General features: G+C 31.2%; 11 protein-coding genes, 1 pseudogene and 1 riboswitch. Of the genes and pseudogenes, 1 reads left to right on the top strand and 11 read right to left on the bottom strand.

Annotated elements, in window-relative coordinates; translation table 11 throughout:
- Positions 1 to 242: 242 nt before the first annotated feature.
- The 10 genes and pseudogenes from LQK79_RS03410 to LQK79_RS03370 all read right to left on the bottom strand — a co-directional run bounded on the left by LQK79_RS03410 (position 243) and on the right by LQK79_RS03370 (position 14,127).
- Positions 243 to 929 (bottom strand): aspartate/glutamate racemase family protein, encoded by a 687-nt coding sequence (locus LQK79_RS03410; protein WP_231015545.1) that lies wholly within the window; start codon positions 927 to 929, stop codon positions 243 to 245.
- A gap of 17 nt (positions 930 to 946) precedes the next feature.
- Positions 947 to 1,648: a response regulator gene (locus LQK79_RS03405; RefSeq protein ID WP_053241183.1), complete on the bottom strand. Its 702-nt coding sequence runs from the start codon at positions 1,646 to 1,648 to the stop codon at positions 947 to 949.
- Positions 1,649 to 1,748: 100 nt separating this feature from the next.
- Positions 1,749 to 4,454, bottom strand: a complete 2,706-nt coding sequence (locus tag LQK79_RS03400) for a sensor histidine kinase (protein ID WP_231015544.1) — start codon at positions 4,452 to 4,454, stop codon at positions 1,749 to 1,751.
- Positions 4,455 to 4,474: 20 nt separating this feature from the next.
- On the bottom strand, positions 4,475 to 4,642 hold the full coding sequence (locus LQK79_RS03395; RefSeq protein ID WP_157055656.1) for a hypothetical protein: 168 nt from the start codon (positions 4,640 to 4,642) through the stop codon (positions 4,475 to 4,477).
- A 31-nt stretch (positions 4,643 to 4,673) separates the two neighbouring features.
- On the bottom strand, positions 4,674 to 5,294 hold the full coding sequence (locus LQK79_RS03390) for a K(+)-transporting ATPase subunit C (protein ID WP_053241185.1): 621 nt from the start codon (positions 5,292 to 5,294) through the stop codon (positions 4,674 to 4,676).
- 18 nt (positions 5,295 to 5,312) lie between these two features.
- Positions 5,313 to 7,376: a potassium-transporting ATPase subunit KdpB gene (gene kdpB / locus LQK79_RS03385; protein WP_053241186.1), complete on the bottom strand. Its 2,064-nt coding sequence runs from the start codon at positions 7,374 to 7,376 to the stop codon at positions 5,313 to 5,315.
- Between the two features lie 24 nt (positions 7,377 to 7,400).
- Positions 7,401 to 9,074: a potassium-transporting ATPase subunit KdpA gene (gene kdpA, locus LQK79_RS03380; RefSeq protein ID WP_053241187.1), complete on the bottom strand. Its 1,674-nt coding sequence runs from the start codon at positions 9,072 to 9,074 to the stop codon at positions 7,401 to 7,403.
- Positions 9,075 to 9,091: 17 nt separating this feature from the next.
- Positions 9,092 to 9,169 (bottom strand): K(+)-transporting ATPase subunit F, encoded by a 78-nt coding sequence (kdpF, locus tag LQK79_RS21160; protein ID WP_084757114.1) that lies wholly within the window; start codon positions 9,167 to 9,169, stop codon positions 9,092 to 9,094.
- Between the two features lie 870 nt (positions 9,170 to 10,039).
- Positions 10,040 to 10,417: pseudogene (locus tag LQK79_RS03375) on the bottom strand (transposase); the annotation flags it as partial.
- A gap of 275 nt (positions 10,418 to 10,692) precedes the next feature.
- Positions 10,693 to 14,127: a pyruvate carboxylase gene (locus LQK79_RS03370; protein ID WP_231015542.1), complete on the bottom strand. Its 3,435-nt coding sequence runs from the start codon at positions 14,125 to 14,127 to the stop codon at positions 10,693 to 10,695.
- Positions 14,128 to 14,731: 604 nt separating this feature from the next.
- Between LQK79_RS03370 and LQK79_RS03365 the strand changes: the two genes are divergently transcribed.
- Positions 14,732 to 15,292, top strand: coding sequence for an AAA family ATPase (locus LQK79_RS03365; protein WP_053241189.1), 561 nt, complete (start codon positions 14,732 to 14,734; stop codon positions 15,290 to 15,292).
- 336 nt (positions 15,293 to 15,628) lie between these two features.
- Here the strand turns inward: LQK79_RS03365 and LQK79_RS03360 are convergent, their stop codons facing one another.
- Positions 15,629 to 16,120 carry a hypothetical protein gene (locus LQK79_RS03360; protein ID WP_269144045.1) on the bottom strand — a complete coding sequence of 164 codons (492 nt, stop codon included), beginning with the start codon at positions 16,118 to 16,120 and terminating at the stop codon, positions 15,629 to 15,631.
- A gap of 576 nt (positions 16,121 to 16,696) precedes the next feature.
- Positions 16,697 to 16,780, bottom strand: a riboswitch (cyclic di-GMP riboswitch).
- Between the last annotated feature and the right edge of the window lie 28 nt (positions 16,781 to 16,808).

Raw genomic sequence — 16,808 nt, 5'->3', positions numbered from 1 at the left:
CTATCAATACTTAACTAAAAAGTAAACTTTTGTTTTATCGTATAATTATATATTTACTGTAGAAATTATCGTATTAACCTTTAGTATCCTGTAGCATATCAGCAAACATTTATAAAAATGCAATTAAAAGAATAATCATATTTAATGCTGTATGTTATTAATTTCACAAGAAAAATGAGCATTTTGTACTACTAATGAAAGTATATTTCATTCATTATAAAATATATTAAAACTTAATTGTATTAACTTAAATACCTTTTTATAACAGCTTCAGCAAGGCACTTTGAAGAATCAACAATATTAATTGGGACTTCTGTTTTCTTTAAAACAGGATTTAAATCCGTACATCCAATTATTATGTTCTGTATATCTTCTTCCTCCACTTCTTTAATTAGCTTTTTCAAAGTCTCAACATTTTTTTCGTCATCTTTATTCTCTTTTATGCTTTTGATCAAATTATTTAATATTACCTGCCATTCATTGTTAAATACAAATTCATGTTTATAATTTTTTATCCCTTTTTGATAAATTCCAAATTCATATGTAAAGCTTGTTGAAAATAATGTTGTTCTTTCACTATTTGTAGGAAGTTCTTTAACCGTTTCATCTACAATATTTAAAAGAGGAACATTAATCGACTTTTCAAGATCTTCAAAGTAAATATGTGCAAAATTACAGGGCATTGCTATAAAATCCACCCCTGTTTTTTCAAGTTTTTGAAGTCCCTCAATTATGGTTTCCTTCATAGCCTTATGATTTATTGGTTTATCTACATAAAAAGGTGTTGGCAGCGAATATATCATCATTTTAGGAAAATCATTGTCATTTCTTGCTCCATATTGTCTTTGGCATTCATCTATAACAAGCTCAAGAAAAGGAGCTGTAGATCTAGGCCCCATTCCTGCTAATATTCCTATTGTTTTCTTCATGTTAATCCATCTCCAATTTATTCTTCTATCATTCTATAACCAACTCCAACTTCAGTATAAATATACTCTGGTTGCGCTGGATCTTTTTCTATTTTTCTTCTTAAATTCGCCATAAAAACTCTTAAGGATTGAGTTTCATTTCCTAAAGAGGTTCCCCATATTTCACGAATTATAAAATTGTGTGTTAATACCTTACCTGAATATTTAGCCAATAGCACAATAATTTTATACTCTATAGGCGTTAAGTGAATTTCCTTATTATCAATGGTTACTCTTCTTTTCCCAAAATCTATTTTTAATGTTTTAACCTGAAAAGTCTCAATATTTTCTTTCTTTAAGTTATCATTAATACTACTATGTCTTAAAGACACTCTTATTCTTGCAAGAAGCTCACTTATACCAAATGGTTTAGTTAAATAATCATCTGCTCCCATGTCAAGTGCTTCAACCTTTTGACGTTCATTTTCCCTAGCCGAAACTATTATTATTGGAATGTTTAGTAACTCTCTTACTCTTTCTATAACCTGAGTACCATCAATATCTGGAAGTCCTAAATCAAGTATTATTAAATCTGGATGATTTGATATAGAAAGCGTAATAGCTTCATTCCCTTTATCAGTTTCAATATACTTATAACCCTGTGAGGATAGTGCTGCTGTTATAAAATTTCTTATAGGTCTATCATCTTCAACAACAAGAATGTAAGGATTATTATTCATTGCTCATCACCCTTTCTTTGTATAAGGTATACCACTTTCAACTATCAAAATTCATTTGCACCAAAATGCTCAGAAGATAGCATCTTAGTACAAATAAATTCTAAGTTTCAATCGATTTATATTTAGGAACATTAAAACTAAATACTGCTCCACCACCCTTTTTATTTATAGCTCTAATCTTTCCACCATGTGCCTCAACTATTGATTTGCAAATGGCAAGTCCAAGACCTACACCACGCCTCGAATCTGAAATTTTACTGCCATTTGTAAAAAATCTGTCAAATATATGTGGTAATATATCCTCTGCTACACCTATTCCATTATCAATGACTTCAAATATTACATCTTCACTTTTTTCATAAACCTTTATTTCTATAGTGGTTTCCTTTGGAGAAAATTTCACAGCATTATCAACCAAATTAATTATAACCTGCTCAATTAATCCTCCATCCATAGGTACCATTATAACATCTTCCGGAACGCTTACCTTTATTTTATGACTTTTTGCATATTTAGAACATCTCTGAACTGCTTCCGATACTACTTCTTCAACAAGTTCAATATCCTTTTTTATCTCCATTCTTCCTTCATCAAATTTAGTCATACTAAGCAAATTTTCCACAAGCCTTATAAGCCATTCAGTATCATCATATATTCCCTCTATAAGAGTGTTTTTTGTAGCTTCTGATATAAGCTTTCCATTTTCAAGTATAGTACTTGCAGCACCCTTGATTCCAGCAAGAGGACTTCTAAGATCATGTGAAATAGATCTTAAAAGATTACTTCTAAGTCTTTCTCTTTCAATTTCAACTTTTGAATCCTCCTGCTGCTTAGATAAAATTTCTCTATCCAGGGCAATTGCTATTTGTCCCGTTACGGTTTCAACAATAAATCTTTGTTCCGGCTTTAAAAAACCTTCTGTGCACGAAACTCCAATAACTCCAATAAGCTTTCCTTGAACCTCTATTGGCATATAATACCCCTGTGCCCTGTAAAAGGTATCCGTACCAGCACCGGACTCTTTTCCATTTAAAAATGTCCAAAAAGCTGCTGCATTTTCATCTGTGCCTACAAGCTTATGATTTTTAACACCTTTTTCTGGATTATATATAAATGGAGTAGAAAGTTTATTCCCATTTGAAAGATACCCCACAACAGTTCTATTAGTAAGCCTAGAAATATATTTTATGCCAACCGATATAACATCAGAGTCGCCTGATGCACTTAAAAGCTTAGCACTTACCCTATATAATATTTGAGTTCTTTTTTCATTAGCATTTGAAATTTTGGCTTCAGCTTGAATTTTATTAGTAAGAGTTCCAACCACCAGTGAAACTACCAGCATTATGGGAAATGTTGCAAGATAGCTTTTATCATAAAATTGAAAAGAATATCTTGGTTCTGTAAATAAATAATTAAAAATAAGCATTCCTACTATAGAAGATACTATACCAATAAAATAACCTGCTGTTGTCACATATACAATTATAACGCCTAAAATAAATATCATAATAACATTTGCTTCGGCAAAACCCATAAGATCAAACATTTTTCCCGCCGCAGTAGTTATTAAAATTATAATGATAGCTTTAATAAAATCTTTTAAAGATGAATTAAGTTTAATGCTTTCAAAACGTACTTTTCTTTTTTTCTGATACGTTGAATTAGGTATAGTATATACATCAATATATGCATTAGAATCCATAAGCTTATCTACAATATCCTTAGCATAAAAATGAAATACCTTACTGGTTTTCTTATGATTTTTTCCTATTACAATCTTAGTTATATTCCTAAGCTCTGCATATTGTATTACCTCTTCAACAAAATTTTCTCCATATATAGTTATAACTTCCCCACCAAGCTGCTCTGCTAAACTAAAATGAGAATTTAATCTTTCTTTATCTTCTTTGCTAAGTTTAGAGGATTTTGTGTTTTCTACATAAAGTACAACCCATTTTGAATGATATACTTCTGCCATTCTTGCTGCAGTTCTTATTATTCTTTGAGAGGAAGGTGAAGGTCCAATGCAGGCCATTATTTTATCCGAAGTTGGCATAACCGTTATTTCCCTTTTTGAAAGTCTTGCACTTTCAACTTCATTGTTTACTCTGTCTGCCGTTCTCCTTAAAGCAATCTCTCTCAAAGCATATAAATTATTTTTAGTAAAAAAGTTATGAAATGCTCTCTTTACCTGCTCCTTTTTGTATATTTTGCCATCGCTAAAACGCTTTAAAAGTTCATCTGGTTCAATATCAATTATTTCAACCTTATCCGCTTCATCAAAAACCTTATCTGGAATTGTCTCTCTCACACAAATTCTTGTTATATTAGCAACAACATCATTTAAACTTTCTATATGCTGAACATTTAATGTAGTGTAAACGTCAATACCAGCTGCCAAAAGTTCTTCTATATCCTGCCATCTCTTTCTATTTCTTTGCCTTTTTGCATTTGTGTGTGCAAGTTCATCTACAAGTATTATCTCTGGCTTTCTTTTAAGTGCTTTATCTATATCAAATTCCCTTATATTTACTCCCCTGTAATTCACAACTTTTGTTCTTATAGTTTCAAATCCTTTAGTTAATGCCATAGTTTCCGTTCTTGCATGTGGTTCTATATATCCTATTATTATATCTTTCCCAAGCTCTTTTACCTCTTGTGCCTCCCTAAGCATAGCATAAGTTTTGCCAACTCCTGCTGCATAACCAAAAAATATTTTTAACTTTCCCCTCATAGCTTTACTTTCTTCCTTTTCGATTTGATTCAAAAGATAGTATGGATCTGGTCTCTGATTGATATTCATTTCAATTCCCTTACCTTATATTATTCTTTGCCTATCAAGACACACTTATTATCTCTTTTTAATAATAAAGTAGTATTACTTTCTGGAGATTCATATTTTCCCCAATATGGATTGTTACCATAATTATACACCATATATATTTTCCAGCAAAATAATATAATGATTAAACTTATAACTATTTTTTTCATAATACTTTCACCTATCCCTATTAAATAAATGTCACTTAAGTAATGAAGCCACCTCTAAGTTTACTTTAAGAACATTTACTCTAGGTTCACCTAAAATCCCTATCGTTCTACCTGTCGTATATTTTTTAATAATTTCCTTTAATTTTTCTTCACTTATACCAGTAGCTTTTGATATAGCTGGCACTTGAATTTCTGCAGCTTTAGGACTAATGTCTGGGTCAAGTCCTGAACCTGAACTTGTAAGCAAATCTGTAGGTATATCTTTTTTACTTACTCCTGGATGAGTTTTTAAAAAATCGTTTATATCATTTTTCACCCTTTTTGAAAGTTCTTTATTTGAAGGAGCTAACTGCTGTGAACCAGAACCAACTCCAGCATAGGCAGTCTTTCCATTTTTATCAGGTTTTAAATCAGCTTTTGTATAAGTATTATAATTTACAGCCGAAACCCTTCCTCTAAAAAACCTTTTGTCCGTAAAATTCTGACCTAAAAGTGCAGAACCAACTTCTTTACCTTTATAAGTTATAATACTTCCATTTGCCTTTTTATTAAGAAATGCCTGACCTATTCCAGTTATAAAAAGCGGATAAATTATTCCACACACTACTACAAGAACAATACATAAACGAACAGCTTTAATTATTGATTTCATTTTCAAAGCTCCTTTCCATTAACCCAAATTAAAAATTCTAACTAGTGGAGTAATTAATAAATCTAAAATCTTAATACCAATAAAAGGAACAATTATGCCGCCAACTCCAAATATAAGCATATTTCTTAAAAGCATTGCTTCTGATTTCATAGGCTTATACTTGACACCCTTCATAGCAATAGGTATTAAAAGCGGTATTATTATAGCATTAAATATTAAAGCTGATAATATCGCACTGTGTGGTGTAGAAAGTTTCATTATATTCATAACCTGCATTTGTGGTATAGCCGATACAAATATAGCAGGTATTACAGCAAAATACTTTGCAACATCGTTTGCTATACTAAAAGTCGTAAGAGCTCCTCTTGTTATTAAAAGCTGCTTTCCTATTTCAACAACTTCGAGTACTTTTGTAGGATCAGAATCCAAATCAACCATATTAGCAGCTTCCTTTGCTGCTGTAGTACCACTGTTCATCGCAAGTCCGACATCTGCCTGCGCAAGTGCTGGAGCATCATTCGTTCCATCTCCTGTCATTGCAACAAGTTTACCCTCTGCCTGTTCTTTCTTAATGGCTTCTATTTTATCTTCTGGTTTACATTCTGCAATAAAACCATCAACTCCAGCTTCCTTTGCTATAGTTGCAGCTGTCAAAGGATTATCTCCCGTACACATTATGGTTTTTATTCCAATTTCACGAAGCCTTTCGAATCTCTCTACAAGCCCTGGTTTTACGGTGTCTTTAAGGTATATAACACCATAAATTTTGTTATTTACACAAACTACAAGAGGAGTTCCACCTAATTTTGCAACTTTATTTACAGTTTCCTCCAAATCTTTTGGAATAACTCCTTTTAATTGAAAGATTCTATTTTTTATAGCATCATAGGCTCCCTTTCTTACTTCAGTACCGTCCTCAAGATCTATTCCACTCATTCTAGTTTGTGCTGTAAATTCTATAAATTCTATATCCTCATATTTCTTTTTATCAATTGATGAACCAAGTTTATTTCCAAGCTCAACTATGGATTTTCCTTCAGGAGTATCATCCTTTAAAGAACACATTACAGAATAATCAATAAGCTCCTTTTTATTAGAATTACCTACAGTTATAAAATCTGCTGCAAGTCTATTTCCAAAGGTTATCGTTCCTGTTTTATCAAGTATCATAGTATCAACATCGCCGCAAGCTTCAACAGCCTTTCCCGACATAGCTATTACATTAAATCTGGTTACTCTATCCATACCTGCAATTCCTATTGCAGATAAAAGCCCTCCTATGGTTGTAGGTATAAGGCAAACTAAAAGAGCTATTAAAGTAGACATCTGGATCTTAACTCCTGTATATGAAGCTATAGGATAAAGTGCTACCATTACAATTAAAAAAATAAGAGTTAAACTTACAAGTATTGTATTAAGTGCAATTTCATTAGGCGTTTTTTGTCTCGAAGCACCCTCTACAAGGTTTATCATCTTATCAAGAAAAGATTCCCCTGGGGTTGCAGTAATTTCAATCTTAAGCCAGTCACTTACAACCTTTGTTCCTCCAGTAACGGAAGCAAAATCTCCTCCAGATTCCTTCATAACCGGTGCAGATTCACCTGTTATTGCAGATTCATCTACAGATGCTATACCATCTATTACTTCACCATCATTTGGAATTATATCTCCATTTTCTGCTAAAACTATATCTCCTTTTTTAAGTTCATTAGCATTTATAGTTTTTATACTTCCATCTGACTGTAAAAGCTTCGCAATAGTATCTTTACGAGTTTTTTTAAGGGTTTCCGCTTGAGCTTTACCTCTTCCTTCTGCTACAGATTCTGCAAAATTGGCAAATAAAATAGTTATAAATAAAATCACAGCAACAATTAGATTATATATTCTAAGATTGTTTCCTTTATCACCAAATACTCCAGGAAAAACAGTAAGAATAACCGATATAAAAAATCCTATTTCAACTACAAACATTACTGGATTCTTCATCATATATTTAGGATTTAACTTCTTAAAAGATTCTAAAATTGCTGTATTTAATATATCCTTTGTAATAAATTTAGATTTTCTATCCTCATTTTTCATAATATACCATCATCCTTCTTTTAATTACAATGTAAGATGCTCAGCAATAGGTCCAAGTGCCACTGCTGGAAGAAAAGTAAGTGCTCCAATTATAAGCACAATAAATACAAGCGTTAATGTAAATGTTGTGTTATCTGTTTTAAATGTACCTGTAGTTTCTGGTATAGCTCTTTTTGACGCTAAGGAAGCTGCTACAGCTATAAGTATTATCATTGACAAATACCTACCTAAAAACATTACAATTCCAGTTGATACATTCCAAAACATAGTATTATCCGCTAAGCCTTCAAATCCCGAACCATTATTGGCCGCTGCACTTGAAAACTGATATAGTATTTGTGTAAGACCATGGAAGCCCGGATTCGATATACCTGCTAACCCATTTCTTGTTACTAAAGCTAATGCTGAAGACATTAGTATTAAAAATGGGTGAATAATTATGGCAAATGCAACTAATTTTATTTCCTTTCCTTCTACCTTCTTTGATAAGAATTCTGGTGTTCTTCCTACCATAAGTCCACACAAGAAAACCGTAAGTATTGCGTACATAATCATATTCATGAAGCCTACACCTTTTCCACCAAATACAACATTGAGCATCATATTCATAAGAGCTGTAGCTCCACCTATAGGAGTTAAAGAATCATGCATATTATTTACTGCTCCACAAGAGGTTGAGGTTGTTGCTGTTGTGAAAAGAGTAGACGCTCCTAAACCAAATCTAACCTCTTTGCCTTCCATATTTCCCATAGCTTGACTAAATCCAATTCGTGCAAGAACTGGATTACCTGCTTTTTCAGCATTGTAGCATATAGCTAAAAATATAATAAACAGTACACTCATGGCTGCAAAAATTGAAATTGCCTGTTTTTTCTTTTTAATCATATGCCCAAAACATACCACAGTTGAACCAGCAAACAAAAGCATTGAAATTATTTGCACTGCATTTGTAAGTGGGGTTGGATTTTCAAATGGATGTGCAGAATTTGCTCCAAAAAATCCTCCCCCATTAGTCCCCAAAAGCTTTATAGATTCCAAACTCGCCACAGGTCCAAGAGGTATATCTTGAAGTTTACCTTCAATAGTTGTTATAGTTTTAGTTGGTGCTAAACTTTGAGGAACACCCTGTCCAATATAAAATATAGCTACTACAATTGACACTGGAATTAAAATTCTAGTTATAATTCTTACAATATCAACATAAAAATTTCCTATCTCATCCTTCTTTCCAGAAAGTGCTCTCATAAACGCCAATGCTGCTGCAAGTCCTGTTGCTGCCGCAAAAAACATCATAAAAGTAATAACGAGCATTTGACTTAAATATGAAAGTCCAGATTCTCCACTGTAATCTTGAAGATTTGTATTAGTTAAAAAACTTACTACTGTATTAAAGGTAAGTCCTTGTTCCATTCCTTTTATCCGATCAGGATTTAATAAATTAATAGCTTGTAGCCTTAAAATTAGGTATGCAATAAGCGCTGCAATAGCATTAGTCGATAATAATGCCAAAATGTATTTTTTCCATGTCATTTCTTCTCTTTTTATTCCTGACACTTTATAAATAAAACTATCAATTTTATTAAACACAGGATCAATAAAAGTTTTTTCATGCTCTGAAACCTTGTATATATACTTTCCAGTTGGTATACAAAGTAAAACAAAAACAATTAGTATAATTGCAATTTGTAATATTTCCATTTTAGTGCCTCCACCATTTAAAATTTTTCTGGGTTAAACAATGCATAACATAAATACACAAACAATAAAATTATTACAATAATTAAAAATATCATTATGCTCCCCCCTTACTGTTTCCTAGATATTTGATCTTCACACCAATCTGTAAAAAATTTAAGTGCTAAAAAACCAACTATTAATAAAATAATAAATATAATATCAAGCATTTTTCTCCCCCCTCTTTTCAGTGTTAATACTATCATCTTGTACATAAAATTTGGGTTAAGATTTTATCTAAGCGTATAAAGATTTCATAAAGATTTTTCGCGTAAACGTACACATATCGGGGTTTGGGCGATAGCCCATGTGATTCTTGAACTATATTATTAGTCTTCTCCCCAATATCGGGGTTTGGGCGAAAGCCCATGTGATTCTTGAACTATATTATTAGTCTTCTCCCCAATATCGGGATTTGGGCGATAGTCCATGTGATTCTTGAACAAGCTTTTATGTTCTTTATATAATAAAACAAATTTGTGCTTGAAATTTATTATACATAAAAAATAAGGAGACTCTAGAGAATTTTGTGTAATTGACAAATTTATAATTAAACTATTACTCGAAATTCATCTATTTCAGTAATAGTTTATTATTTTTAGTAAATACCGTTATTGTCAAGAAAAAAGTCTCACTTTTCTGCTCTTATTTCCATTAGTTTGCCTATTTATAACCTCATCACTAAGAAGAAGTTCAAAGAGCTGTATTATATGCTGTAGACATTACTATAAGATTTTTATTGTATATATTTTTAATTGTCTTGTAACTATATGCCCCATAACTTACGGCACGTTTGCAAGCATCATCTATTATTTCATCACTATATTTATTTCAACATCAACAGTAAATACTAAAAATATAATTTATGCCGTTAATAGCATTAGTAAAAAATAAAATAATATGCATAAGTTTTTAAAAAGTACACACTGTTAAGCTAATTCATTATTTAGTTGTTTATGAAATACTATTGACAATTCAGCTAAAACTCTGCCCCAATTAGGTCTTAGTTGAGTCCACTTTTCAATTATTTTCATAGTGGTTAAATATACATATTTATTTAAAGATTCATCAGTGGGAAGTATAGTTCTTGATTTTGTATATTTGCGTATTTGCCCATTAAATCGTCCAAGAGTACTTGTAGTATTAATATTAATCATCTTTCTTATTTCTGGAGAGAATGAGAGGAAGGTCGATAACTGGTTCCAGTTATCATACTAAGAATCTATTACGATAGCATATTTATTCTGCCATTTGTCTTTTAGATTATTAGGTTGAGCTATGGCAAGTTCTTCAGTTTAAAATTTATAGGAGGTTGTAAAAAAAGGTATTCTATAAGTTTTACTACACCGCGCATAAAGCATTATGCGCGGCTCGTAAAAAAGAATACCTATATTTTTCACATCCTCCTATAGACAAATTTCATATACTTGCATATGAATAGCCTAAACATATGTAAACATCTTTATTCACAATCTTCCTATTACTTCTCACCTTAAAATACATAGCACCTAAATATACAATTGGATAAATTTTATTTTTCATATAAAAAAGTGCGAATAACTCGCACTTTTTTGCTTGAAATTTATTTCAACTTAATTAATAACTCTCTTGCTTGAACTTGTTTTCCTTCTTCAACAAGTATAGATCCAATAACACCGTCAACGCTTGCCACTACATTTGTTTCCATTTTCATAGCCTCTATTACCATTAAGCTTTGACCTTTCTTTACCTGATCACCTTCATTTACAAGTATTTTTATTACATTCCCAGGTATACTTGCTCCTATTTCTTTTTTGTTCTCAGGATTTGCCATAACTGTTTCTTCAAACACTTCTTGCTTAGCAGCACTCATCTTATCTTTAATTTTAATTTCTCTTCTGTTTCCATTTATTTCAAATACAAGTGTTCTATTACCTTGTTTATCTAACTTACCTATATCTAGAAGTTGAACAACCATTGTCTTTCCTTCGGCTATTTCAAGTTCAGAAATTTCACCTTCAGAGAGTCCATGGAAAAATACATCACTGCCTATTCTGCTTAAATCCCCATATTCGTCTTTATATCTCAAATAACTTTCAAAAACCTCAGGATACAATGCATAGCTTATTACATCCTTATCTGTAGGTTCAATTTTGCAATCTTTATTAAGGTGAGTTCTTACAGCATCAAAATCCTCTGGAGGTAAAAGTTCTCCTGGTCTACAAGTAATTGGCTTCTCTCCTTTTAACACAATTTCTTGAAGGTCTTTTGGAAATCCTCCCATAGGCTGACCCATCATACCTTTAAAGAAAGAAACAACAGAATCAGGGAATGGCATATCCTTAGCTTTTTCAATTATATTTTCAGGAGTAAGGTTGTTTTTAACCATAAATATTGCTAAATCTCCTACCATCTTTGAAGATGGAGTAACTTTTACTATATCTCCAACCATCAAATTTACCTTTCTATACATTTCCTTTACCTGTTCAAATCTATGCCCTAAACCAAAACTTTCTACCTGAGGTTTCAAATTAGAGTATTGTCCACCAGGTATTTCATATTTATATATTTCTGCTGAAACGGCCTTAAGTCCAGATTCAAATTGACTATATACAGGTCTTACTGTACTCCAGTAATCTGATATCTGCTGTATATCTCCTATATCTATTCCCGTATCCCTTTCAGTATTCTTAAGTGCAGCTACCACAGAGTTAAGCGCTGGTTGACTTGTAAGTCCTGCCATGCTGTTAAAGGCAGTATCAGCTATATCCACACCTGCATGAGCTGCCATAAGTACTGTAGCTACTCCATTTCCTGTTGTATCATGAGTATGCAAATGAATAGGTATAGATATTTCATTTTTAAGTGCTCTTATAAGTTTTAATGCCGCATATGGCTTTAACAATGCCGACATATCCTTTATTCCAAGAATATGAGCGCCTGATTTTTCTATTTCCTTTGCAAATTTTACATAGTAATCCAAAGTATATTTATCTCTGTTAGTATCAAGTATATCTCCTGTATAGCACATACATGCTTCTGCTACTTTTCCTTGATTTAAGACTTCATCTATAGCAACTTCCATACCCTTTAACCAATTTAAAGAATCAAATATTCTAAATACATCTATTCCAGATTTTGCAGATTGCTTTATGAATTCTCTTACTACATTATCAGGATAGTTCTTATATCCTACCGCATTTGCCCCTCTTAACAGCATTTGAAATAATATGTTAGGAACTCTTTTTCTAAGTCTTTCAAGTCTTTCCCATGGTGATTCCTTCAAAAATCTATAAGCCGTATCAAAGGTAGCTCCTCCCCACATTTCCATGGAGAATAAATCTTTTGCAAGCAGCGATTCTGCTCTTGCTATTTTAACCATATCTACTGTTCTAAGTCTCGTAGCCATTAAAGATTGATGTGCATCCCTCATAGTCGTATCTGTAAGGAGTAATTTGTCTTGTTTTTTAATCCACTCCACAAGTCCGTTTGGTCCCTTTTCATCCAATATTTGCTTCGTTCCAATCAAAGGCTCCTTTATTTCATACTTAGGTACTGCTGGAACATCAAATTCAGTTTTATTTCCGTGAGTTTCATTTACTACCTTTTCTCCTATGAACTTAAGTATTCTAAGTTCAGTATCTACTCTAGGAGTTATGGCAAAAAGTTCTGGGTTATTAGCTATAAAATTAGTATCACACTGACCTTTTCTGAAAGTGTCATGGTTAAGTACATTTATAAGAAAATCTATGTTTGTTTTCACACCAGATATATAAGTTTCTTTTATTGCACGAATTGACTTTCTTATAGCATCTTCAAAGGTTCTTGACCATGATGTTGATTTTACTAGTAGGCTATCATAATATGGGCTAATTACTGCTCCTGTAAAACCATTTCCTCCATCAAGTCTTATTCCAAAACCGGAACCCGTCCTGTATACATCGATTCTTCCAGTATCTGGCGCAAAACTGTTAGAAGGGTCTTCTGTTGTTATTCTGCATTGTATTGCATATCCATTTAAATGTACATCCTTTTGACTCTTTATTCCCACTTCATCTGAATCAAGCCTATATCCTTCTGCTACTAAAATTTGACTTTGAACTATATCTATTCCCGTAACCATTTCTGTTATTGTATGCTCTACCTGTATTCTTGGATTCATTTCAATAAAATAATGGTTACCGTCTTTATCTAATAAGAATTCTAGTGTTCCAGCACTTCTGTAGCTTATAGAGCTTGCTATTTTAAGAGCATCCTCACATATTTGAACTCTTTTTTCCTCCGAAAGCGCTACTGCTGGAGTAATTTCTATTACCTTTTGATGTCTTCTTTGAACAGAGCAATCTCTTTCATATAAATGAACTATGTTTCCATATTTATCTCCGAGCACCTGCACCTCTATATGTTTTGGATTTTCAAGATACTTTTCTATAAAAATGTCATCTATTCCAAAAGCCTTTTTAGCTTCATTTTTAGCACTTCTACAAGCAGCTATAAGATCTTCCTCTGATTTAACTATTCTCATTCCTCTTCCACCGCCGCCTGCTGCCGCTTTAACCATAACTGGATATCCACAGCTTCTGGCAAATTCTAGTGCTTGTTCTTCTGATTCTATAGGTTTTTCAACTCCTGGTATAGTAGCAACTCCTGCTCCCTTGGAGGTTATCTTGGAATTTATCTTATCTCCAAGTTTATCCATCATATCTCCAGTTGGTCCTATAAATTCTATACCAGCTTCAGTACATCTTCGTGCAAATTCAGCATTTTCTGACAAGAAACCATATCCAGGGTGTATTGCATCTACGCCTTTTTTCAAAGCTAAATTTATTATTTCATCAATATTTAGATATGCCTCTACTGGTCCTTTATTCTTACCTATTAAATAGGATTCATCGGCTTTTGTTCTAAATAAAGCTAACTTATCCTCCTCAGAATATATAGCAACCGTTCTTATTCCAAGTTCATGACAAGCCCTAAAAACTCTTATTGCAATTTCGCCCCTATTGGCTACCAGAACTCTTTTAAATTTTTTTATCACTTTTTAGCCCCCTCTAGAAATCAAAATTATGTATATTTATTTTGTACAATAATATTATTATATATAAGGTATAAAATTTTTTCAATTGAATTTTTTATTTTTTGTGTCTTGCATTAAATTAAATAATTTTTCATAGAGTTCCCATTTTAACTAATGCCTTTATTTCAATATGAAATTTTATTTTATTCATAAAATCATTTTGAACTATAATTCATTTTAAATTCCATCGACTCCTAAAGCTTCCGCTTGATTTTCCATCTTTTTCAAAACACTTTACCTATATTTGTCACTATGATTTTTTGCATAAAAATTAACAAATTATTAGTTGTAGTTTTATACTTTACTACCAATATTTTAATTAAAATAACTCGCTAATATTGTTTTTTTTATTTCATTATAGACTAAATATAACAAACTTCTATTAAATCAATTTATTTTTTTAAAAAATATGTTAATTTATTAACTATGAACTTCATTTTATGTTATAATAACCAAGTATGGATTTTACTAAAGGATTACTGCAAAAATATAATCAATTAAAGCAGTACATCCATAAACTAATTATAATAACTATTCATAATATTAAAGGAAGGCGATCAATCTTATGAAAAAGAAATTAATACTTGTTGGTTCACCACCAGCTTGTGGCAAAAGTTATGTTTCTATGGAACTATGCAAAAATTTAAGTAATCCTGTGTATTTGGACAAAGACACAATAATTCCATTATCTAAAAAGGTATTTGAAGCTGCTAACGAACCAATAAATAGAAGTTCAGCTTTTTTCGAAAAATACGTAAGAGATGCAGAATACGTTGCAATCATGGATGTTGCATTTGAAAGTCTTAGATTCAACGATCACGTAATAGTAAATGCACCTTTTTCAAAAGAATATAGAAATAAAGAATATATAGGAAGTTTAAAAGAAAAACTTAAAGATTATGATGCAGAGCTTATACCTGTTTGGGTAAGCTGTGATATTGAAGTTTGCCATGAAAGAATGATAAAAAGAAATTCAGAAAGAGATACATGGAAACTTGAACATTGGGATGAATACATAAAAGGAAGGGACTATTCAGTTCCAGATCTTGACGGAGTTTATGTAATAGATAACTCATCTACAGAAAGCTTCAAAAAAGATTTAGACGGATTATTAAAGGTTTTATAATATCCCTTATCCTTTAGAGCCTTTTTTGATTTATAAAAAGGTTTTCTATATAACATTTTAAAATGTTGTCTTCAAAAAAAACCTTATAAACTTCCACGCAAAAAAACTTCCGTAAAATTAAGTGCTTCCAAACTTAATTTTTATGGGAGTTTCATTTTTAAGCAAATTAGAAGGAACTGGACAACAAATTGCATTTAGATTCAGGAACACTTACCCCTCTTTTAAAGAATATTTCACCATATCTAAACAAGTAATTTAATCCGAAAAAAGTTTTCTCAAGCTTTAATTTACTGAGAAAAATTTTTTCTACATTAAATTTATAAAACAATAGTAAAACTATTTATTTTCTGCTCTTGATATCATTTCTTTTACAATATTTACATATTTTTCAGAAACCTGAGGACATGCCTTTAATATATTATCTATTGTATAATCCACATTGCTATCATTTATAATTTTTAAATTTTTACCTTCTTCACAAAGCATACCTTCATCTGATAAAGAGTTATAAATTTCATCTACTACATGTGATTTAATTATTTCATCACTTTCAATGCAATCATTAGAAAAATATAAAACATCTTCGACTACCACAAGTTGACCATATACATATTCCTTTTCATATTCCTTTAAACCATCAGCAATCTTATGCTTTGCGTGCTCAACATGTTTTATATCTAGCACATTAGACTTGTCTTTTCTAGTTAGCAAAGTTCTTACATCTAACTCCATAAGTCTTTTTTTCATATGCTCAGAAAAATTTTCTCCAAATTCCTCTATAAACATTTTTATAGATATTCTTTTTTTTCTTCTATTATTGATTCTCAATATGAACGCACTCCTTTTTCACTTAATTTTTCAAACTAAATTGGCAGCATATCCATTATAAAAAACCACCTATATAAGGTGGCATATAACTATTAATAGAAATATTTAAGTTTTTCGTATTAACTTTTTATAAAGCCAAAATTTTTAGTAATAATATTTATCACTTATTATTAGTATATCACAAATTTCAATAAGCAACAAATTTGCTTAAATACTAACGCCATAAAATGCTACAAAAGATTTATAGTAATATAAAAATGGTGTTGTAAAACTTCGTTTCTAGTAACTTTACAACACCATTTTAACTTCGAGAGTTTTTATTTACTGTTTGCATTTTTCAAATTAATAATTCCGAATCATTATACTATTGACCATTTTTATAAGTTTAAAGACCAAAACTAAATTACACCCTTTTAACCATAATTAAAAGATTTTAAATTTTCTATTATAAAAGTCAACTCCTCCCCTCTATTATTAATTCATCAACCATTCTTAACTATAAATAAAGTTTATAAAAGCAATAGTTATATTTCAGAAATTTCAAAAAATAAAACCAACAATTAATTAACATAATAATTAATTGTTGGCCGGTTGCACAAGTAACTCCAAATCTCTAAAGTGCCCACATAGAAGAGATTTATCATAGTTTCCAACTTTTCTAAAAAAAACTATTAATAATATTATTATA

The sequence above is a fragment of the Clostridium guangxiense genome (assembly GCF_021043395.1).
Lineage (GTDB): Bacteria > Bacillota > Clostridia > Clostridiales > Clostridiaceae > Clostridium_S > Clostridium_S guangxiense.
The sequence above is the reverse complement of the archived record's forward strand: the minus strand, read 5'-3'. Positions and strand labels throughout refer to the sequence as shown.